Source organism: Amycolatopsis dendrobii (assembly GCF_014145675.1).
Taxonomy (GTDB): domain Bacteria; phylum Actinomycetota; class Actinomycetes; order Mycobacteriales; family Pseudonocardiaceae; genus Amycolatopsis; species Amycolatopsis dendrobii.
In genome coordinates this window covers 30496-51322 of the sequence record NZ_JACGZW010000017.1, presented here as the reverse complement: position 1 = coordinate 51322, position 20827 = coordinate 30496, and the positions used below count along the sequence as shown (strand labels likewise).

Sequence of the window (20827 nt, the reverse complement as noted above, 5' to 3'; positions counted from 1 at the left end):
TTGGACGGCATGTTCGACTTCGCCAAGACGTGGGAGCTGATCGCTGAACTGGACAGCGTCCGCATCGCTCTGATCGCGGCCGCGGTGCTCGGCTTGCTGGCCGGAGTGCTCGGCCCGCTGATCGTGATGCGCCGCATGTCCTTCGCGGTGCACGGCACGTCCGAACTGGCCTTCACCGGCGCGGCGGGAGCATTGTTGCTGGGCGTCGGCGTGGAATACGGCGCACTGGCCGGTGCCGTCGCTGCCGCGCTGCTGCTGGGAATCCTGGGAATCCGCGACGCCGACCGCGATTCGGTGATCGGGGTGATCCTGTCCTTCGGGCTGGGCATGGGCGTCCTGCTGCTGTCGTTCTACAAAGGACGGTCCGCGAATAAGTTCGGGATTCTCACCGGCCAGATCATCACCGTGGACAGCACGAACCTGACCGCGTTGGTCATTTCCGCCGCCGCGGTGCTGGCAGTGCTGGCACTGATCTACCGCCCGCTGCTGTTCGCCAGCGTCGATCGCGCGGTGGCCGAGGCGCGCGGCGTCCCGGTCAAGACGCTGACGGTGCTGTTCTCCTTGCTGGTCGGCGTCGCGACGGCGCTGAGCGTGCAGGTGGTCGGGTCACTGCTCGTGGTCGCTTTGATGGTGACCCCCGCCGCGGCAGCTGCCCGGGTGACGGCGAGCCCGTTGCGCGCGACGGTGTTGTCCGTGGTGTTCGCGGAGGTCGCCGCACTGGGCGGGATCGTGCTGTCGCTCGCGCCGGGGTTGCCGGTGAGCGCGTTCGTGACTTCGATTTCGTTCTTGATCTACCTGGTGTGCCGGGTGATCGCGTGGGTCCGCGACCGTCGGCGCGGGGTGCGGACGAGCCCGGTGGAAGCGGCCCCGGTCCCGGTCGGCTAGCCGTAGCCGTGCCCGGCCTTGAAGAAGCGGTTACCGGATCGGGTGCTGCGCCAGTGCCGTCTTCACCGCCGAAATGAACCCCTCGTCGGTAAAGGGCACCAACCCGCCCGAAACATTCCGCTCCACCGCCTGCAACACGACCACGTGCGAGTTCACGAACTGGTCCACCGCCTGCGACTGCGGCGTCTTGTCCGTCGAATACGCCAAATACGTGAGATTCGTGAACGCCGCCTCCAGATACCGCGAAGACGCGAGGCTGAACGAGTCCCCGTAGACCAGGGTCGGCTGGTCGATCGTGCCGACGATCGGCGCGGCCGAGCGGTGCACCGGCTGGTCGATGCTGCCGACGAATTCTCCCGCGCGGTCGGTGACGCCGTCCGGGCGCAGGTTGTAGCGGGTGTTCGTCTTGACGCCGGTTTGGCCGAGCAGCAGCGGCAGGTCCGCGACGGCGTCGTACTGGCCGTCCGGGGCGCTCAGCCAGCTGTTCGTCGCGCCCGGCTTGATCGTGTCGGCGAGTGCGCGGGTCAGGACGAGGCCGCCTTCGTCGCGCCAGTGCGTGTCGTTGGGGGCGTAGATCGGGTGGCCGACCTTGGCCGCTTCGGCCGCCAGCTGCGGGCGCAGGTCGAGCGAGTGGCCTTCGGTGGTGATCTTGTACCAGTCGTTCGGCGAGGCGGCCTGCGAACATTCCTTGCCCGGATAACTCGCGGGGAGGAACTGCGGCACCATCGTCGTCTTGTCCGGCGTCACCACGAACACGAACTTCCGCCCGGACGCCTCGACCGCCGAGCGCAGTTCGTCGATCCGCTTCATCGTGGTGTCGATGTCCTGGGCCGGCGTGCATTTCGCCTCGGAGTCGTAGCCGTAGTACAGCCAGCCGTCGGTGCCTTGGACGACCTTGCGGTATCCGGCCTGGCTGGAACCCGGCCCGCTCGGCAGCGACGGGCCGGTGTTCGGCGTGCCCGGCTGCTGCAGCGGCGGCGCCGGGATCGGGCCGTTGTTCGACGCGGAACCCTGGTCGAGCGGTGCGGCCTCGCCGAAGACGCCCTCGCTGATCCCGTTCGCCGCGTTGATCGCACCAGCCCGGAACGACAGCTGGTCGGTCGCCCATTTGGGGAGGTTGGTGAAGAACCCGAACCCTTCGCCGAGGCTGGGAAATCCGGCGAGCTTGTGGTTTTCGATCTCGCTCGGCCGGACCCCGACGACCCACAGCATGGTCGGCGTGACGAAGAACAACAGGGCGCTGACCAGCGCGGTCAGCTGCCGTTTGCCGTGCCGCGGGCGATGCAGCGCGTGCTCGCGGGGCAGGTAGGCCTCGTGGACTGCGGGCAGCTGCGGTGGCTCGGACACGTCACTGAGGTTAGTCAGTTCGAGTGAGCCTGGCGCGAACAACCACCGAAAAGTCAGCCGAGCATGAGGAGGACTTGCAGCTCGCCGACGAGGAACCCGATCACGCCGCCGACCGCGATCAGCTTCCATTCGTCCTGCCGGAACGCCGGCCGCAGCAAGCCCTCGAACTCCAGCGGCGTCAGCGCGAGCATTCGCTGTTCCACCATCTTCGCGACGTCCATCGCCTCGGTCAGGTACCCCTCGGCGTAGCGCGCGGTCAACGGCAGCTCAGCCAGCGCGCGCTGCGCCGCGGCGTGCTTCATCTCCTGCAGCCGCTGTGCCCCGACGGCGAGCGCGACCACCGGTTTCGCGGCGCTGACCTGCGCGTCCACCGCATGCCCGACGGCGCGTTCGACCATTGCCACGAGCCGGTCCGACTTCGGGCCGCGCAGCAGGGCGTCGAGCAGATTCGGGACGGTCAGCACCTCGTTGGCGACCAGTTCGCCGTATTGCCGGGCGACCTCGGCGCGGCGGCGCTGGAACTTGCCTTGCAGGATGACCCGGCCCAGCCGCACCGGTTCGCGCGGCAGGAAGATCATCTTGATCGCCAGCCAGTCGGTGAACAGCCCGATCGCGCCGCCGAAGATCGGCAGCACCAGCGGCTGCCGGGTCAGCGCCCACACCAGGGCCTGGACGAGGCCGAGCACGAAGCCGAAGACGATCCCGGCGCGCGCGATGAACGTCATCTCCGGCCGGGACGTCTCCCGGATCAGCCGGACCAGCAGCGCGCGGTCGCGGGTGAGCCGTTCGACGGTCATGTGCCGGACGTCGAGGACCTCGTCCAGGTTGTCGCGGACCTCGTCGAGGAACTCCCGCACCAGCTGCGGCGCGCTCGCCTGCACCTGTTTGATCAGCAGTTCCTGGGCGAGCGTGGGCATGACCTCCCACAGCCGCGGATGGTGCTGTTCGAGCACGTCGCGGGCGATCCCGTCGACCGCGCGCAGCAGCGGCTGCTCGAGTTCGCGGGTGATGATCACCGGGTCGACGCGGGCGAAGACCTCCTCGATGTCGAGCAGGTTCGCGGTGAGCAGGTCGGTCGCGATCGCGGCCATCCGGCCGCCGTGCTTCGGGACCACGCCCTGCCAGCCGAGGAACGGCCGGATGCCGACGAATTCGAGCGGGCGGAACATCATCTCGATCGCGACGCGCTTGGTGACGTAGCCGATCAGCGCGGCGACGAACGGCATCGAGACGTACACCGGCCAGTGCCGCGCGAGGTCGTCCAGCACCGCGTCCACCCGGGTCTCCCTCCCCGTTCCGGAAGGAAACCGTATCGCGTGCGCGTCCTAACCGAGCAGCAGCAACGCCTGCAGCTCGCCGACGAGCCCGCCGATCACCGCGCCGACCGCGATCAGCTTCCATTCGTCCTGCCGGAACGCGGGCCGCAGCAGCTGCTCGAATTCGAGCGGGCTGAGCCTGCGCATCCGGTCCACGATGGTGTTGCGGACGTCGAGCGCGTTGATCGCGTACGTCTCCGCGTGCCGGATGGTGTCCGGCACTCGCTCGGCGGCTTTCGCGGCGGCGACCTGCTTCATTTCCTGGAACCGTTTCGTGCCGACCGCGATCGCGACGAACGGCTTCACGACACTCGCCTGCGCGTCGATCGTCTTCTGCACCTCACGGCTGATCAGCGAGAACAGCCGGTCCGATTTCGGCCCGCGCAGCACGGCTTCCAGCAGGTTCGGCACGGTGATGATCTCGCGCGCGATCATGTCGCCGTAGTCGGCGGCCACCTCGTCGCGGCGCTTCTGGAACACGCCCTGCCAGTTGTAGAAGCCGAAGAACCGTTTCGGCTCGCGCGGCAGGAAGATCATTTTGAGCGCGAGCCAGTCGGTCAGCCAGCCGATCCCGAGGCCGAACAGCGGCAGCACGATCGGCGACTTCGTCAGCGCCCAGACCAGCAGCTGCACACAGCCGAGAATGAACCCGAACCAGATGCCCGAGCGCGCGATGAACCGCATTTCCGGCCGCGAGATGTCGCGGATCAGCCGGTTCAGCAAAGCCTTGTCGCGCACCAGGTTCGTGACGACCATGTGCTTGAGGTCGAGTACGTCCTCGATGTTCTGGGAAATCTCGCGCATGATCTTCGTGATCGCTCGCGGCGCCTCGGCCTGCACGCGTTTCAGCAGCAGTTGCTGCGCGCCGGACGGCAGCATTTCCCACAGTCGCGGCTGGTAGATCTCCATCACCTCGCGGGTGACGTCCTCGACCACGCGCAGCAGCGGCTGTTCGATCTCCTTCGCGACCTGCTCCGGGTCGAGCCGGGCGAAGATCTCCTTCGGGTCGACGAGGTTGGTGGTGAGCATTTCGGTCGCGGTCGTCGCCATCCGCTCGGCGTTCGCGGGCAGCACGCCCTGCCAGCCGAGGAAGGGCCGCAGGCCGACGAATTCGAGCGGCCGGAACATCATCTCGATCGCGACGCGTTTGGTGACGTAGCCGATCAGCGCCGCGATGAACGGCATGGAGACGTACACCGGCCAGTGCTCGGCGAAAGTGTGCACGCGAGTCCCCTCCGTGTTGCCTACGGAACGGTAACCCGCGCGATTAGTGGAGCAAGAGCAGGACCTGCAGTTCGCCGACGAGCCCGCCGATCACCGCACCGACGGCGATCAGCTTCCACTCGTCCTGTTTGAACGCGGGCCGGAGAATGCCCTCGAACTCCAGCGGTGTCAGCTGCTGCATCTTCTCGACGATGGTGTTGCGGACGTCGAGCGCGTCGGTCGCGTAACTCTCGACGTGCTTGACGGTTTCCGGCAGATACGCGATGGCCTTCTCCGCGGCGGCCTGTTTCATCTGCTGGTACTCGCGCCCGCCGACAGCCAGCGCGACCAGCGGTTTCGCCAGACCGGCCTGCGCGTCGACGGTCCGCTGGACCTCCCGCGTGACGAGCGCGAACAGCTTGTCCGCCCGCGGCCCGGTCAACACGGCCTCCAGCACATTGCCCGCGGTGAGAACTTCCTCCGCGATCAGCGCGCCGTAGTCCGCGGCGACCTGCGCGCGGCGTTTCTGGAACATGCCCTGCCAGGTGAAGAACAAGAACCGGCGCGGCTGCCGCGGGTAGAAGATCATTTTGAGCGCGAGCCAGTCTGTGACGAAGCCCGTGACGAAACCGAAGATCGGCATGATCACCGGTTGTTTCGTGAGCGCCCACGCGATGAGCTGGACGAGTCCGATGACGAATCCGAAGCCGATTCCGCTGCGCGCGATGAACCGGAACTCGGGCGCGGCGACCTCGCGGATCAGCCGGCAGGTGAGCGATTTGTCCCGGACCATGGCGTTGATCAGCATGTCGTTGACGTCGAGAACTTCGTCCACATTCGACGCCACTTCGCGCATCAGCCGCTTCACGACCACGGGAGCCTGCGCGCGGACGCGGTCCACCAGCAGTTGCTGCGCGCGAGCGGGCAGCATTTCCCACAGTCGCGGCTGGTAGGTCTCGAACACCTCGCGGGTGACCTCGTCGACCGCCTTCAGCAGCGGTTCTTCCAGCTGCGCGACCATTTCCTCCGGATCGAGCCGCGCGAAGACCTCTCGTGGGTCGAGGAGGTTCTTGGTCAGCAGGTCGACCGCGGTGGTGGCCATCCGCCGGGAGTTGGCCGGGATGACGCCCTGCCAGCCGAGGAAGGGCCGGATGCCGCGGAACTCGAGCGGCCGGAACATCATCTCGATCGCGACGCGTTTGGTCAGGTAGCCGATGAGCGCCGCGATGAACGGCATGGTCGCGTACACGTGCCAGTGCGCGGCCAGGTCGGCGGCGATGGCTGAAAGGTCCATGCGTCTGCCCCGTTCGCCCGCGCGTACGTCGAGGGGACAGGATGCCATGCGTGACGTCGGGTTTCGCGCTTCGTAATACAGCCGTTTGGCGGTACGTGCCGCAGGTGCCCCGATCACTAAGGTGGCCCGATGGTCGCGCCCGAGAAGCCGCAGCACCCCGCCTTTGCTGTTACCCGGAAGGGATACGACCCGCATCAGGTCGACACCCGCATCGCCCAGCTGACCAGCGAGCTCAAGACGACCTCCCACGGCCGCGACGAGGCGGTGGCCACCGCGGGCGAGCTCACGAAGGCCCTGACGACGGCCCAGTCGGAGCTGTCCGAAGCGAAGGCCGCGCTGGTCCGCGTCACGTCGAGCCCGGCGGGTGCCGGCGCGATCTCCGAGCGCGTGCGGATGATGGTGCAACTGGCCGAGGAGGAAATCGCCGACCTCCGCCGTTCCGCGGAAGCGGACGCGACCTCAACCCGCACTGAAGCGGACCGCTACGCCCACGAAACCCAACGGGCAGCGGACAAAGCGGCCAAAGAAGCGGAAGCGGAACGCCAGCGTCTGCTCGCGGAGACCCACGCCGATTTGGCCGCGCGCTCGGAGGCCCTGGACGCCCGCGTCGCGGCCGCGGAGAAGGACCTCGCTGCGCGGCAAGCGGATCTGGAGTCCCGGATCTCCGCTGCGGAAGCGGACATCGCGAGCCGGACCGCCGCCGCGGACGAGGAGATCGCGACCCGCCTGGCGGACTTGGAAGCACGGCTCAAGGCAGGCAACGAAGACATCGCCACGCGCACTGCTGCTGCCGACGCGGACATCGCGTCGCGCACGGCTGCGGCTAATGAGGACATTGCCACTCGGACCGCTGCTGCCGACGCGGACATCGCTTCCCGCACCGCTGCGGCTGACGAGGACATTGCCACTCGCACCGCCGCTGCTGACGCCGAGATCGCCGCCCGCACCGAAGCCGCCGACCGTGCCCGCGCGGAAGCCGACGAACTCTCCGCCGCAGCCCGCGCCGAGGCAGACCAGGCGGCGCTGACCGCCCGCACCCAGGCCGACGAAGCTGCCGCGGAAGCCCGCGCCAAGGCAGACGCCGAAGCTCAGCACGCCCGCGCTGTCGCCGACGCCGAAGCCCGCCGCATCCGTGACGAGAAGGACGTCGAAGCCCTCCGCGTCCGCACCGAAGCCGACGAGGCAGCCGCCAAGGCCCGCGCCGAGGCAGACGCTGCCGCCGAAGCCGCTCGCCTCGCTGCCGACGAGGAATCGGCCCGAGTCCGCGCCGAAACCGACGCCGCCGCCGAAGCCGAGGCCGCCAAACTTCGTGCCGAAGCCGACCGCCGAGCATCGGAAGAGATCGCCATCAAGAAGGCACAGGCCGAAACCGCCCTCGCCGACGCTCTCCAGAAGCAAACCGAAGCCACCGAATCGCGCACCCTGGCCCTGGATCTGCGCACCAAGGTTGCCGACCGGATCGCCGCCACCAACGAGGCGGTCCAGGAGGCATTGCGCTTCCTCGGTACGCAGGAAGAGGAAGCCGCTTCAACACCAGTTGACGCGCCTGCTTCGGCACCTTCGGAGGCTTCGTCTGACGCACCTGCGTCGGCTGCCGCACCCGCACCTGCCCTGCCCCAGCCAACTCCGCGCCCATCCGCAGCAACTCCGGACGCACAGTCGCCCGCCGACCCGCAATCCGCCAAGTCCGCGGAATCGCCGACCCCGCGCAGTGGCAACGGCAACGGCCGCCGCCCCGGCCGTCCTCGGGCGGGCCGCTCCTGACCTGTCCCGCGTCGTTGTGCGTCAGGACGCCCGGGATGACGCGGTGCTCGTGGTTGCGAGCAAGTTGTCGAGCAGCGACCGGGTGTGGACGAGTTGGTCGATGTCGCCGGTGATCCGGCGGCGCTCTGCTTCGAGTCGTTCGCGGCAAGCGTCCAGCAGCAGTGACTCGCCTGCCATACAAGACAGGATCTCGCCGATGAGGTCCATGCCAAGGCCCGCTGCGAGGAGGGTCTGGATGTGTGCCACCTTGCGGATGTCCGAGTCGGCGAAGATCCGGTACCCGCTGGGCGTCCGGTCCGGCCTCAGCACGCCCTTTTCCTCGTAGTAGCGCAGCGCTCGCACGCTGACGCCCGTCCGATGTGCCAGCTCCCCGATCTTCACCTGGGTTCCTTCGCTGCTTGGCTTGACTCTCACGTCGACGTGAGAGTTTAGCGTGCGGGCATGCTTCGACTAGCCATCCTCATGTTCTGCGTCTTCAGCATCACCACCGGCGAGTTCGTGGTGGCCGGGATCCTGCCGGAGGTCGCCGCCGACCTTCAGGTCACCGTCGGTACCGCGGGGCTGCTGGTCACGGCGTACGCCGTCGGCATGATCATCGGCGGCCCGCTGGTCACCGCGCTGACTGCCGGGGTTGACCGGAAGCGGCTGCTGCTTGTCCTGCTGGCCGTCGCGGTGGCGGGGAACGCGGTCTCCGCCACCGCTCCCTATTTCTCGCTGCTGCTGGCGGCTCGAGTGGTCACCGCACTGGTGACCTCGACCTTTTTCGCCCAGGCAATCGTGATCGCGGTGACCTCCGCGCCACCGGAGCGAGCCGGGACCATGGTTGCCCGGCTGGCGTTCGGGATGAACGCGGCCATGATCCTCGGGGCGCCCATCGGCACCCAGATCGGCCGTCAGTGGGGCTGGCGCGCGACGTTCGCGGTGATCGCCGTGGCTTGCCTGATCGGGCTTGGCCTGGTGTTCTGGCAGCTCGCCTCGCCAAGCGAGGAGAACCGGACCTCGGCGGTCTCGGAATTGCGGATGCTGCGCCGCCGCCCGGTGCTGATGGCGCTGGCCATCACCGCGATCGGCAACGTCGGGGTGCTCATGGTGTTCAGCTACCTGGCCCCGCTGCTCACGGACCTGGCCGGGCACCCGGCCGCCCGGCTGCCGATCCTGCTCCTCGCCTATGGCCTCGGCGCGACGATCGGAAACCTCGTCGGCGGCACGCTCTATGACCGCAACCCGCGGCTGTTCCAGCCTCTTCTTCTCAGCCTGCTGGCCGCGATCCTGGTGGGCAGCTGGTTCGTCGCGACCTCCGAGACATTCACCGCGGTGGCAGTCGTGGCGATCGGCCTCCTCGGTTTCGCGATCATCCCCGGGATGCAAGCCCGCGTGATGGCGACCGCCGCCGAAGCTCCGACGCTGGCCATGGCAGTCAATGCCTCCGGCTACCAGGTCGCCGCCGCCTGCGCCGGCCTGTTCGGCGGCCTCATCGCCGACTCGACCGCTGGTCCGCGGCCCATCTACCTCGTCGCCGCAGGCTTGACCATCTGCGGCCTCGTCCTGACGGTCCTGGTTGGCCGTGTGCGGCGCGCGCCCGACCGCGAAGACACCGTGGTGATCGCGGAGTGATTCCCCGGCGTTCTGAGTCTCGACGATTCAGGCCAATTCCTCCTTAGGCGGTTGCGCGGGTGCCTGCTTCGAACCGAACCCGCGGCAATACCAAAGCCTCAGCCGCAGCACCGCGCCGCCACGGTGAACAGCTCGTCGTCAATCCAGCCACGGTCCCTCAGCTCCCGGCAAAACCGTTGGTACGAAACCAACATCGCCGCAGCCTCACCGGCCACGGGCTCAATCAACGACCCCGCCGGCATTCCCGCGCACACCGCACTCAGGCCACCCGGCGTGTACCCCGCCGCCGCCAGGAGCGCCGCGCCGTATCCCGTTTCCGCCTGCGGTGCGACCCGTAACCCAAGCCCGCTCACGGTAGCCCGAATTTGCGTCCACAAAGGACTCTTGCTGCCGCCGCCCGCCGCGAGAAGCGGTTCGCGAACCGGCACGCCCAGCCGCCGCAAGTGGTCCAAGGCGAGCCGCTCCAGGAAGGCGACCCCCTCCAGGCGAGCCCGATGCAACTCGACCTCGTCAACTGGGTCGCCGAGCACGAAACCTGCCGCGTCACCGTGTGCGAAGGGAAAGCGTTCTCCCTTGCGCCGCAATGGGAAAGCCACCGCCTCTGCCGGACCGCGCGCAGCGGCGGCCGCATCCAGCTCAGCGAGCCGCGGACTGTCCGAAACGGACTCGCCGCCGGTGTTCGAAGCGCCGCCGGGCAACCACCAGCCGTCCGGATGCCGATGGCTGTACATGACTCCCGTGGGGTCCGGTACCAACGATTCCGTGACTCCCTTCAGGACATACGTGGTCCCGAGAATTCCCACGAACCGCCCCGGTTCGACCGCGCCCGCGGCCAGTTGTCCGGCGCATCCGTCCGTCATGCCCGCCACCACGAGACATCCGGCGGGCAATCCGGCGACCGGCACCGAGATCTCGCCGAGCACGCGCGTCGGCGCGACCACCGGCGGCAACATCCCGTCCGGCACGCCCAATCCGGCGAACACCTCGGCCGGCCATTCCTCAGCCAGCGGGTCGTAACCGCTTTTGAGCGCGTGCGACCAATCCGCCGCGACCGGATGTCCGGTCAGTTTCGCCGCGATCATCTCCGGCGTGTGCCGGACGGCGACCGCCTCGGTGTGCTCGGCCAGCCAGGCGATCCGGCCGAGCGCCGCGGTCGGCGAGACGCCTGAACCCAGTTTCCGCCATCGTTCGGCACCGAGCTCCACGGCTTTCGCGTTGTAATCCGCTCCGCGCCGGTCGTCGTACATCAACGCGGGTGTCACTGGTTCGCCTGCGGCATCGACGCCGACGATCGTTCCGGACGTCGCAGCGATCGCCACCGCCGAGACTTCCGCGCCGCGTCCGGGCAGCGCGGCAGTGACCTCGTTCAGCACCGAACCGACCGCGGGCCACCACGCCGACGGATCCTGTTCGCTGCGGCCATCGCCCGCCCGCACCGGCGCCGGCAGCGACGCCGATGCGGTGGCGAGGACCGAGCCGCCGCGCACCGCGAAGGCGCGAACCCCCGCGGTGGCGACGTCGATGCCGACCGAGACCTGCTCGTTCACGCCGTGCTGACCCTCTCTTCGACGTCTTGCAAGCTGCCGTCGTTCGCGAGTGCTTTCTCGGTTTCCTCAGGCAGCTTCAGGAATCGCACCAGCACCGCGGCCACCAGATACAGCGCGGCGAAGATGATGACGACTCCGGCGGCACCGGCCGGCCCGAGGAACAGCGACACGATCGCTGGTCCGACGAACGCGGCCGCACCCGCGCCGAGGTTCAGCAGAGCCATCGCGCCGCCCTTGTGCTCCGGGGCCAGCGACGGCAACAGCGCGGAGATCGGCACGAACCCGGCGAGCGTCGCGCCGTAGAGCGCGCCGACGATCAGCGCGAGCCAGTAGTACTGCGAGCCCATCGCGACCGGCACGAAGTACAGCAGCAGGATCGAGATCGCGCAGCCGATCGCGCCGAACCAGAAAATCGTGGTGCGCCAGCCGATCCGGTCGCTCAGCACGCCGAAGATCAGGTTGAAGAAGATGTTCGTCCCGTAGATCACCGACACGAGCAGCAGCCAGCGGCTTTCCCCGAATCCGATCTGGGAGATGAAGATCGTCGGGAAGAACACGAGCATGCCGAATTCGGGCGCGGTGTTGATGACCCGCACGATCATGCCGACGCCGACCCGCGGCTTCTTCCACGCGATCGAGACACTGGAAACCAGGCTCTGCACCGGTTTCACGTCCGGCGGCGCGAGCCTGCGGTACCCCGTGCGCTGCCGGACGCCGAGCACCGCCACGAGACCGCCGACGCCGAGCAGCACGACCGCCACCCACAGCGTGCCGTAGTGGCCGAACAGCGGGTTGGTGAAGCTCGCGACGAGCGCGCCGAGCGTGGGCAGGCCGCCGGTGAAGGCGAAGTAGAACCAGCCGACCGCCGCACCGAGCCGGGCGACCGGGGCCACCGCGGTGATCCACACCAGGAACCCGAACGCGAACATCGGATAGCCGAAGCCTCGGATGCCGTAGCAGATCAGCATCGCCGCGTAGTTCCCGCCGGCGAGGCCGATCGTCAGGAACAGCGCGTCGAACACCAGCCAGATGACCAGGCCGATGACCATGACCCGGCGCGGTCCCCACAGTTCGGACAGCGCGCCCGACAGCCACGACGCCAGCATGACCGCGACGCCGTACACGGTGATCACGTACGACGCCTTGATTTCCGTGCCCGCGCCGTTGTCCGCCATGTACGGCGCGATGAAACCGGACTCCACTCCGTCGCCGATCATGAACAGGAGCAGTCCGACATACCCGAGGAACAGGGGCGCGGGCAGCCCCCATTTCGTGAGCAAGCGCCCGAAGCCCGTCTTGGGCAACTCCGCTGTTGCCGACTCGTTCATACACGCCTCCATGACGTCGAGATCCAACGTATCATGGACTGTGTGAACTTCGCACGCAAGAGTGTTATTAAGTCGATCAGTTCTCGGGATCTTCGGCGACCTGCACCTCGACCCGGCTGCGCATCTCGTCGACGTAGTGCGGATCGGCGCCCTCGTCCACGATCAGCAGGTCGTAGTCGTCCAGCGGGGCGAGCCGGTGCAGCGCCGTGCGCTTCATCTTGCTGTGGTCCATCAGCAGCACCTTGTGTCGCGCCGCGGCCAGCATCGCCCGCTTGATCATCACGATCTCGGGCTCCTGGTGGAAGCTCATCGACGTGCTCATCGCCGAGGTGGACACGAACGCGATGTCCACCGAGAGCCGCTCGATCGACTCGATGCTCTGCATGCCGAGAAACGAATCGTGGGTGGGCGAGTAGTCGCCGCCGATGCAGATCAGCCGCAGTTCGTGCACGTTCTTGAGCACGTCGATCGCGGCGAGGTAGTTCGTGGCCACGGTCAGCGGCGTCACGTCGACCAGGAGCCTCGCCAGCGCGAGCGCGCTGGTGGAATCGTCGAGCAGCACTGACATGCCCGGTTCGACCTGCTCCACCGCGTGCATCGCGATCACCCGTTTGGCGTCGACGTGCGCGTTCATCCGGTATTCGGCGTTGCTCTCGAACACCGTCGACGGCATCGCCGAGACCCCGCCGCGGTACTTCCGGACCAAGCCGCGCCGGGACAGTTCGTCGATGTCCCGGTGTACCGTCATCATGCTGACGCCGAGCAAGTCGACGAGCTCGCCGATGGTCGCCGAACCCTGCCGGAACACGTGCTCGGTCAGCTTCTGCTGACGGTTCTCGCGGGGATGGGCGGCAGGCTTTTCGCTCGACATGCCGTGATTATCGCGGTTCCACTGGGAGGTTGAAGCGCACCAGGGCGGTTCGGTCACCGCTCACCTCCAGTTCGGTGACGGCCGCGTTGTCCAGGCGGGGAAACACGCTGCGGTAGCGGGACAGCGGAATGCCGAGCAGCTGGCAGAGCGTGAGCCGCAGCAGCGTGTTGTGCGCGACGACCAGGGCGGTTCCGCTGGTCGCGGCGGCAATCGACCGGAGCGCGCGAGCCCCGCGCCCGGCCGCCTCGGCCGGATCGTCGGCACCGGGGAACGCGCCGGCGATCGGATCGGCGAGGAAGCGTTCGACCGCATCGGGATCCGTCTCGCGCACCTCGTCGCGCGTGCGGCCCTCGGCGATGCCGAAGTAGGTTTCCCGCAGGTCAGTGACGATTTCCGGGACCAGGTCAAGCGCCTCGGCCGCCGGTTCGATCGTGCGCCGGGCACGTCGTTGCGGTGAACAGAACAGCGCGTCCGGTTTCACCCGGCGGGCGTACGCGGCCAGCGCGTCCGCCTGGCGGAGCCCCTCTTCGGTCAGCGCTACCTCGCTGGTGCCCGCGTAGCGGTTCTCCGCGTGCCATTCGGTCTGCCCGTGCCTGGCCAGCAGCAGCCGTGCGCCCACTCGCGCCCTCCTTGTGTGAATACTCTTGCGAACTTCTCATCGTCGCTGTTAACTTAACATTGCTCGTGTGAAACGGGCTCGCTCTCTGAAGGGATCTGGTGGATGACTCTCGACGCGGTGGTGTTCGACCTCGACGGTGTCCTGGTGGAAAGTGAACACCTCTGGGAGGAGAACTGGGTCGCTTTCGCCGCTCGTCACCAGGTCGAGTGGACGGCGGAGGACACGGCCTCGGTGCAGGGCATGAGCGCGCCCGAATGGGCCGGCTATCTCGCTCGCCGGTGCGGGGTGCCGGACCAGGCGGACGAAGTGGAACGTGCGGTGGTCGACGGCATGATCGCCTCGATCGACGCGGGCGAAGCGCCGTTGCTCCCCGGTGCGGGCGCGATGGTGCGCGAGGTGAGCGAGCGGGTCCCGGTCGCGCTCGCGTCGTCGGCGGCCCGCCGGGTGATCGACGCGGTGCTCGAAAAGCACCAGCTCACCGGCGAGTTCACCGCGACGGTGTCCAGCGCCGAGGTCGCGCGGGGCAAGCCGAACCCGGACGTGTACCTGGAAGCGGCGGCCCGGCTCGGCAAATCAGGCAGCGAATGTCTCGGAGTCGAGGACTCCAGCAACGGCATCCGGGCGGCGGCCGCGGCCGGGCTCACCGTGATCGCGCTGCCCAACCCGACGTACCCGCCGAAGCCGGACGCGCTGGAGCTGGCGAGCGCGGTGGCCGAAAGCAATGACGACGTCCGACTGAAGCTCCTGGCCTACCTGGCCGGCGAGCCGGTGGCTGCGAGGGACTGAACCATGACCACCTTGGGTTCTCCGGACACGTTCAAACGGCAGTGGCTGGACGGGTTCGTCACCGCGTACGGCCGCACGGTCCAGAAGGTGCCGGACGCTTACGGCGTCGTCCGCCGCGAGGCTCCGGCGAGCTCGAAGGTCGCGGTCGTGATCGGCGGCGGATGCGGTCACTACCCGGCGTTCGCGGGCCTCGTCGGCCCTGGTCTGGCCGACGGCGCGGTCGTCGGCGACGTGTTCACGAGCCCGAGTGCCGAGCAGGTCTACCGCACGGCGCGGGCGGCGGACAACGGCGCTGGCGTGCTCTTCGGTTTCGGCAACTACCAAGGCGACGTGCTCCACTTCGGACTCGCCGCACGCAGGCTGGCGGCGGAGGGCATCCCTAGCCGCACCATCCTGGTCACCGACGACATCGCGAGCGGCCCGGCGACCGAACCGGAGCGACGTCGCGGCGTGGCGGGCGATTTCCTGGTCTTCAAGATCGCCGGTGCGGCGGCGGAGCGCGGCTACAGCCTCGACGCGGTATATGAGGTCGCGGCCAAGGCGAACGCTCGCACACGGACGTTCGGCGTCGCGTTCGGCGGTTGCACGCTGCCCGGTGCGGACGCGCCGCTGTTCACAGTCGCGGACCAGGAAATGGAACTGGGCCTCGGAATTCACGGTGAACCGGGCGTACGCACAGTGGGCCGGTTGACCGCGGCGGAGCTGGCGGACGAATTGGTCGACGGTCTCCTGCCAGAGCTGCCGGACGGGGACGGCCGGGTGGTCGTGCTGGTGAACGGGCTCGGCCGCACCAAGTACGAGGAAATGTTCGTCACCTACACCCGCGTGCACGAACGGCTCGCCCAGGCCGGGCTCAGCCCGGTGCATTCCGAGGTCGGCGAGTTCGTCACCTCGCTCGACATGGCCGGGGTTTCGCTGTCGATCCTGGTGCTGGACGACGAATTGGCCGAGCTGTACGCCGCGCCGTGTGACACCCCGGGCTACCGCACCAGTGGTGCCGAGCTGGCCACGGTCGAGCTTGAGTCCACAGTGGACGAGCTGCTGACCGCGGAGGCTCCAGGAACCAGTGTGGTCGATCGGGTTCTCACCGCGGCTTTGCTCAGCATCGAAGACAACGAAGCGGAATTGGGCAGGCTCGACGCGGTGGCCGCGGACGGAGACCACGGGCTCGGCATGACCCGCGGCATGCGTGCCGCCGTCGCTGCCGCGCGGCGCGAACCGGACACGGTTTCCGGTGCGCTGCTGGCTGCCGGTACGGCGTTCGCCGATGCGGCTGGCGGTGCCTCGGGCGCGCTGTACGGCGTGCTGCTGGCGGAAACCGGTGCCGGTCTGAGCGGTGCCGAAGCCGGGGACATCACCACGGTGATGCTCGCCGACGCGGTCGACGGCGCGGTTCGCGCGTTCTGCGAGCTGGGCAAAGCCGAACTGGGCGACAAGACAATGCTCGACGCGATCGAGCCGTTCCGGGCCACGTTGCGGGAGCAGGCGGGTTCGGAAGTAGTGCAAGCCTGGCGGAAAGCCGCTGGAGCCGCGGTCGTAGGCGCGCAGGAGACCGCGCACTTGCGTCCGGCGAAGGGACGCGCGGCGCGGCTCGCGCAACGGAGCGAGGGTCATTCGGACCCGGGTGCGGTGTCGTTCTCGCTGCTGGTCACGGCTGTCGGCGAGGAGCTGGAAAGGAGCGCGGGCTGATGCGCATCGTGGTGGCGGCGGACAATGCCGGAGTCGAACTGAAGAACCAGCTGCGCGACCTGCTGCAGGCCGACGAACGAGTCACCGAGGTGACCGACCTCGGCGTGCCGGACGCGGCGGACGACCGGGCGTACCCGTTGCTGGGACTGGCCGCGGCGGAAGCCATCGCACGCGGTGAGGCAGACCGCGGCGTCCTGGTGTGCGGCACCGGCATCGGCATGGCGATCTCGGCGAACAAGGTGCCCGGCGTGCGGGCGACGGTCGCGCACGATTCGTACTCCGCCGAGCGGTCGATCAAATCGAACGACTGCCAGGTGATCACCTTCGGAGCGCGGGCGATCGGCCCTGAGGTGGCGAAGAAGATCGTGGCCGAATGGGTCGGATACCGCTTCGATCCCGCGTCGGCCAGCGCGACCAAGGTCGCGCACATCACCGAATACGAGAACGCCCACTGACCTAGGCGTCCGTCGTGGCGCACAATCGGCACAGAGCGAGTGAGGGAGCAGAGTTGCACATTCTCGCTGCGGGAGACCACTTCGTCAGCCCCGGCCTGCTGGCCGGAGCCGTCCGCGCGGAGCTCGGCGGCGACCACGAGGTCGCTGAGCTGACGCTGCCGTGGCCGGTCGAGCCATTCGGGTCGGTCGGCAACGTGCTGGAGGCCAGCGGTACCGAAGACCAGGTGATCGAGGCACTCGCCGATGCCGAGGCCGTCGTCACGCAGATGGCCCCGTTCACCAAGAAGGTCTTCGCTGCCGCGCCGGAGCTCAAGCTCGTGTCGGTGTGCCGCGGCGGGCCGGTGAACGTCGACCTCGTAGCCGCCACTGAGGCCGGAGTCGCCGTCACGTACGCGCCGGGACGCAACGCGGGTGCGGCGGCCGAGTTCGCGGTCGGCATGATCCTCGCCGCGATGCGGCGGATCTCGACCTCCTCGGCCGAACTGCTCGCCGGCACCTGGCGCGGCGACTACTACGCCTACGACCAGGCCGGGCTGGAGCTGGGCGGCACCACGGTCGGGCTCGTCGGGTACGGCGCGATCGGGTCCCGGGTCACCAAGGTGCTCGTCGCGTTCGGGGCGAACGTCCTGGTGGCCGACCCTTACGCCGACCGCGCCGCTGTCGAAGCCGATGGCGCACAGCTCGTCGAGCTTGACGAACTGCTCCGGCAGAGCCGCGTCGTGAGCCTGCACGCACGGCTCACCGAGGAGACCCGGCACCTCATCGACGCGAGCAAACTCGCCCTCCTGCCAGAAGGCGCGGTCCTCGTGAACACCGCTCGCGGTGGCCTGCTCGATTACGCGCCGCTTCCCGACGCCCTGCGTTCCGGCCGGCTCGGTGCGCTCGCCCTCGACGTTTACGACGTCGAACCGCCGCCCGCGGACTGGGCGCTGCGCGACGCGCCCAACGTGATCGCGACCCCGCACCTCGCCGGCGCGAGCAGGCAGACCGCCGAGCGAGCGGCCGCGATCGTCGCCGCGGAAGTCGGCCGGTACGCCCGTGGCGAGCAGCTGGCCAACCTCGCGAATCCTGAGGTGCTGGAGCGACGGCCGTGATTGTCGGGGTCGACATCGGGACGTCGCTCACCAAGGCCGTGGTGTTCGACGAGGACGGCAGCTCCATCGCGAGCGCGTGCACGCCGTCCGAGGTGCACCATCTGCCCGGTGGCCGGGTCGAGCAGGATCTCGACCAGGTCGTCGGCACGGTCGCGACGGTGGTGCGCGAGGTCGCGGCGGCGCTGCCCGAGCCGGTGTCCGCGTTGGCATTGACCGGGCAAGGCGACGGGCTCTGGCTCCGCGACGAAGCAGGCACCGCAGTGCACCCGGCCATCTCGTGGCTCGACGGCCGGGCAAACACGGTGCTCGCGAAATGGCAGGCCGATGGCGTGACCGCGGAAGTCTTCCGCCGCACCGGTTCCGGCATGTTCCCCGGCTGCACCGCGGCCATTATGTCCTATTTGGACACTCAGGAACCCGAGGTGCTCGACCGTGCCGCGGTGGCCGGATACTGCGTGGACGCGGTATTGCAACGGCTTACCGGCGAGATCACGGTCGATGTCTCGGACGCGTCGCTGCCGTTCTTGAACCCGGCCACGCGCAGCTACGACGACGGCGCGATCGAGGCCTGCGGGCTGGGCCATCGCCGGTCGCTCTTCGCGAAACCAGCCCCGGCGAAGTCAGTGTTCCGCCTCGACCAGCGCGGTGCCGAATTACTCGGGCTGCCAGTGGGATTGCCTGTCACCGCAGGACCATTCGACCTGCCAGCCAGCGCGATCGGCGCTGGTGTGCGGAAACCGGGCGACGGCATCCTCACCGCTGGGACCACGCTCGCCTGTCAGGTGCTCACCTCCGACCCGACGTTCGATCCCGAGGCGGAACCCGCGGGCATGTTCCTGTGCACGCCTGACGAGCACGAATACCTGCACGCGATGCCCGCGATGGTCGGCACGGCAGGCATCGACTGGGCCTGCGAGTTGCTGGGCATCAGCGTCGAGGAAATCGACCCGCTGCTGGCGAGCAGCAAGCCAGGTGCTCGCGGGGTACGCGCACTGCCGTTCCTTTCGGTATCGGGCGAACGCGCACCGTTCGTCGACGCCGGAGCGCGCGCACAGTTCTCCGGGCTGAGCCTCGAAACCGGCCGGGCCGACCTGGTCCGGGCGCTGTGCGAATCGATCGCTTACGCCGCGCGGCATTGCTTTGACGCCGCCGGTCTGTCGGGGCAGCTTTACGCCTGCGGCGGAGGAGTCCGTTCGCCCGAATGGCTGCAGATTTTCGCTGACGTACTCGGCCGTCCGGTCGTGATCCCGAGCGATCCCGGCGTCGGCGCGCGCGGTGCCGTGCTCACCGCCGCGGACGCGCTGGGAACGCCGTACGATCGGGAACGCTGGGCCGCGAACTCGCGAACGGTCGAGGCCCGGCCCGAGAATGTGGCTGACTACGAGCGCGGTTACGCCGACTACCAGGCTTCCTTGTCTGCCGCGCGCGGACTGTGGAGGCTGTGAATGATCCTGGAGAACGAGCGTGCCGCGGTATGCGAGTACGCCCGCCGCCTGACCGCGGACGGCTTGGTCGTCGGCACGTCAGGCAATGTGTCGGCGCGGGCTGGCGACCTGGTCGCGGTAACCCCGACCGGCGTCGACTACGCCGCCCTCACCCCCGCTGACATCCCCGTGGTGGATCTCGACGGCAAGATCGCCGACGGCGCATTGAAGCCGACGAGCGAACTTCCGATGCACCTTGCCGTGTACACCCGCGCCACCGATCCGGAATCCGCCCCGGTGAACGCGGTCGTGCACACGCATTCGGTGCACGCCACCGCAGTGTCCACTTTGGTCGCCGAAGTCCCGCCGATCCACTACATGCTCGCCACCATCGGCCCGACCGCCCGAGTGGCTCCGTACGCGACCTACGGCACCACCGAACTGGCCGACGCGATGCTGCAAGCCCTGGACGCCCGCCGAGGCTGCCTCCTGGCCAACCACGGCACGATCACCTATGGCGATTCGTTGACGAGTGCGTACAGCCGGGCGCAGCAATTGGAATGGGTCTGCCAACTGTGGCTGCTGGCCCGCTCCGCTGGCACCCCCACTTTGCTGCCGCCAGCGGAAATCGAGCACGTGGTGGAAAAACTGAAGGGATACGGCCAACGCTGACCTGATCAGGAAGCGGGTGGCGGCTCGCCTTGCTGGCCGCCCTGGGCTGGCGGATACCCGGGCTGTGGCGGGTAGCCAGGCTGTGTCGGGGGGACACCTGGGACCGGTAGCCAGGCTGTGGTGGGGGCGCTTGGGCGGGTAGCCGTTCTGCGGCAAGGGATTCACCAGCCCGGGTTGCGCCGGGTATCCAGGCTGGGCCGAGGCCGAGGGCTGTGGTGGATACCCCGGCTGCGCAGGAGCGCCAGGCAGCGCCGGAACGCCGGGCTGTGCAGGCACACCGGGCTGCGGTGGAACGCCGGTCTGCCCGGGAACACCGGGCTGCGGTGAAAACCCAGGCTGCCCGGGGTATCCGCGCCAGGCTGCGGCGCGTACCCGGCTTGCGGAACTTGCCCGGCATACCCCGGCGGTGTGAACTGCGCGCTCGGTGCCGTCCAGGCCGATGGACCGTAGCCCGCTTCGGCAGGTTGCGCGCCCGGAAGAAGCTTGGCGACCGGAGGCAGCAGCATCGCGATCGCCGCCAGCCCCGCGACGATCGCGGCAACTCCCGTCTGAGTTTCCACGACGGCAAGCACGTGCCGCGAAAGCAAGCGCGACAACGAAACAATCGCCACCACCATTTGCGCAACGGCAGGCACCACGAGGAAGCGAGCGGGCCGCAGACCGCGCGTCGCGAGCAGTACCGCTCCGGCCAGCACCACGATACTCAGCACGGCCAGCAGCGGATGCACATAGCTCCCGCTGTTCCAGCTGTGGTTGATCATGGTCGCGGCCTCGGCCCACAGCACGATGATCTCGCAGAGCCCGAGCACACCCGCGAGCACCAGGGCAGGGATCTGCGCTTGGCCGGCAGGTGCGGGCATGCCGGGATAACCCATGATTCCCCCTCGGTGGCCCTTTTCCATCCTATTCGATGCGGGCC

19 protein-coding genes are annotated in these 20827 nt (G+C 68.5%); 9 read left to right on the top strand and 10 right to left on the bottom strand.

Annotated elements, in window-relative coordinates:
• Positions 1-885: a metal ABC transporter permease gene (locus H4281_RS38395; protein WP_182895760.1), complete on the top strand. Its 885-nt coding sequence runs from the start codon at positions 1-3 to the stop codon at positions 883-885.
• Between the two features lie 30 nt (positions 886-915).
• Here the strand turns inward: H4281_RS38395 and H4281_RS38390 are convergent, their stop codons facing one another.
• The 4 genes from H4281_RS38390 to H4281_RS38375 all read right to left on the bottom strand — a co-directional run bounded on the left by H4281_RS38390 (position 916) and on the right by H4281_RS38375 (position 6045).
• A complete protein-coding gene (locus tag H4281_RS38390; protein WP_182895759.1) occupies positions 916-2232 on the bottom strand; it encodes an alginate O-acetyltransferase AlgX-related protein in 1317 nt (438 codons plus the stop codon).
• 53 nt (positions 2233-2285) lie between these two features.
• The gene (locus tag H4281_RS38385) at positions 2286-3509 is read right to left on the bottom strand and encodes a DUF445 domain-containing protein (RefSeq protein WP_182895758.1); all 1224 of its coding nucleotides are present in this window, start codon (positions 3507-3509) and stop codon (positions 2286-2288) included.
• A 48-nt stretch (positions 3510-3557) separates the two neighbouring features.
• Complete coding sequence (locus H4281_RS38380) at positions 3558-4733, bottom strand: DUF445 domain-containing protein (RefSeq protein ID WP_182895867.1); 1176 nt, start codon at positions 4731-4733, stop codon at positions 3558-3560.
• An 82-nt stretch (positions 4734-4815) separates the two neighbouring features.
• Positions 4816-6045 carry a DUF445 family protein gene (locus tag H4281_RS38375; RefSeq protein WP_182895757.1) on the bottom strand — a complete coding sequence of 410 codons (1230 nt, stop codon included), beginning with the start codon at positions 6043-6045 and terminating at the stop codon, positions 4816-4818.
• A 129-nt stretch (positions 6046-6174) separates the two neighbouring features.
• Here H4281_RS38375 and H4281_RS46455 point away from each other — a divergent pair, with 129 nt between their 5' ends.
• Positions 6175-7809, top strand: coding sequence for a coiled-coil domain-containing protein (locus H4281_RS46455; protein WP_182895756.1), 1635 nt, complete (start codon positions 6175-6177; stop codon positions 7807-7809).
• A 21-nt stretch (positions 7810-7830) separates the two neighbouring features.
• Here the strand turns inward: H4281_RS46455 and H4281_RS38365 are convergent, their stop codons facing one another.
• Positions 7831-8190, bottom strand: coding sequence for a MerR family transcriptional regulator (locus H4281_RS38365; RefSeq protein WP_182895755.1), 360 nt, complete (start codon positions 8188-8190; stop codon positions 7831-7833).
• 60 nt (positions 8191-8250) lie between these two features.
• Between H4281_RS38365 and H4281_RS38360 the strand changes: the two genes are divergently transcribed.
• Positions 8251-9423 (top strand): MFS transporter, encoded by a 1173-nt coding sequence (locus H4281_RS38360; RefSeq protein WP_182895754.1) that lies wholly within the window; start codon positions 8251-8253, stop codon positions 9421-9423.
• 98 nt (positions 9424-9521) lie between these two features.
• Here H4281_RS38360 and H4281_RS38355 read toward each other — a convergent pair whose 3' ends face one another.
• From H4281_RS38355 to H4281_RS38340, 4 genes are all read right to left on the bottom strand, one after another.
• A complete protein-coding gene (locus tag H4281_RS38355; protein ID WP_182895753.1) occupies positions 9522-10970 on the bottom strand; it encodes an FGGY-family carbohydrate kinase in 1449 nt (482 codons plus the stop codon).
• On the bottom strand, positions 10967-12298 hold the full coding sequence (locus H4281_RS38350; RefSeq protein WP_182895752.1) for an MFS transporter: 1332 nt from the start codon (positions 12296-12298) through the stop codon (positions 10967-10969). Before H4281_RS38350 ends, H4281_RS38355 begins: the two co-directional genes overlap by 4 nt.
• 76 nt (positions 12299-12374) lie before the next feature.
• Positions 12375-13169 (bottom strand): DeoR/GlpR family DNA-binding transcription regulator, encoded by a 795-nt coding sequence (locus H4281_RS38345; RefSeq protein ID WP_182895751.1) that lies wholly within the window; start codon positions 13167-13169, stop codon positions 12375-12377.
• A gap of 7 nt (positions 13170-13176) precedes the next feature.
• Positions 13177-13788 (bottom strand): histidine phosphatase family protein, encoded by a 612-nt coding sequence (locus H4281_RS38340; RefSeq protein WP_182895750.1) that lies wholly within the window; start codon positions 13786-13788, stop codon positions 13177-13179.
• A gap of 102 nt (positions 13789-13890) precedes the next feature.
• Between H4281_RS38340 and H4281_RS38335 the strand changes: the two genes are divergently transcribed.
• Genes H4281_RS38335 through H4281_RS38310 form a run of 6 tightly spaced genes read left to right on the top strand, consistent with a single transcriptional unit; the run spans position 13891 to position 19908 of the window.
• Positions 13891-14574 carry an HAD family hydrolase gene (locus H4281_RS38335; protein ID WP_037808172.1) on the top strand — a complete coding sequence of 228 codons (684 nt, stop codon included), beginning with the start codon at positions 13891-13893 and terminating at the stop codon, positions 14572-14574.
• Positions 14575-14577: 3 nt separating this feature from the next.
• Positions 14578-16263 (top strand): dihydroxyacetone kinase family protein, encoded by a 1686-nt coding sequence (locus H4281_RS38330; protein ID WP_182895749.1) that lies wholly within the window; start codon positions 14578-14580, stop codon positions 16261-16263.
• Positions 16263-16718 carry a ribose-5-phosphate isomerase gene (locus H4281_RS38325; RefSeq protein WP_067576815.1) on the top strand — a complete coding sequence of 152 codons (456 nt, stop codon included), beginning with the start codon at positions 16263-16265 and terminating at the stop codon, positions 16716-16718. The genes H4281_RS38330 and H4281_RS38325 overlap by 1 nt, the downstream gene beginning before the upstream one ends.
• Before the next feature lie 53 nt (positions 16719-16771).
• Entirely contained in the window at positions 16772-17812 is a 1041-nt protein-coding gene (locus H4281_RS38320; RefSeq protein ID WP_182895748.1) for a 2-hydroxyacid dehydrogenase, read from the top strand.
• Entirely contained in the window at positions 17809-19257 is a 1449-nt protein-coding gene (locus H4281_RS38315; protein WP_182895747.1) for an FGGY-family carbohydrate kinase, read from the top strand. Before H4281_RS38320 ends, H4281_RS38315 begins: the two co-directional genes overlap by 4 nt.
• Positions 19258-19908: a class II aldolase/adducin family protein gene (locus H4281_RS38310; RefSeq protein ID WP_182895746.1), complete on the top strand. Its 651-nt coding sequence runs from the start codon at positions 19258-19260 to the stop codon at positions 19906-19908. It abuts the gene before it with no gap.
• 161 nt (positions 19909-20069) lie between these two features.
• Here the strand turns inward: H4281_RS38310 and H4281_RS38305 are convergent, their stop codons facing one another.
• Positions 20070-20783, bottom strand: a complete 714-nt coding sequence (locus H4281_RS38305; protein ID WP_182895745.1) for a hypothetical protein — start codon at positions 20781-20783, stop codon at positions 20070-20072.
• Between the last annotated feature and the right edge of the window lie 44 nt (positions 20784-20827).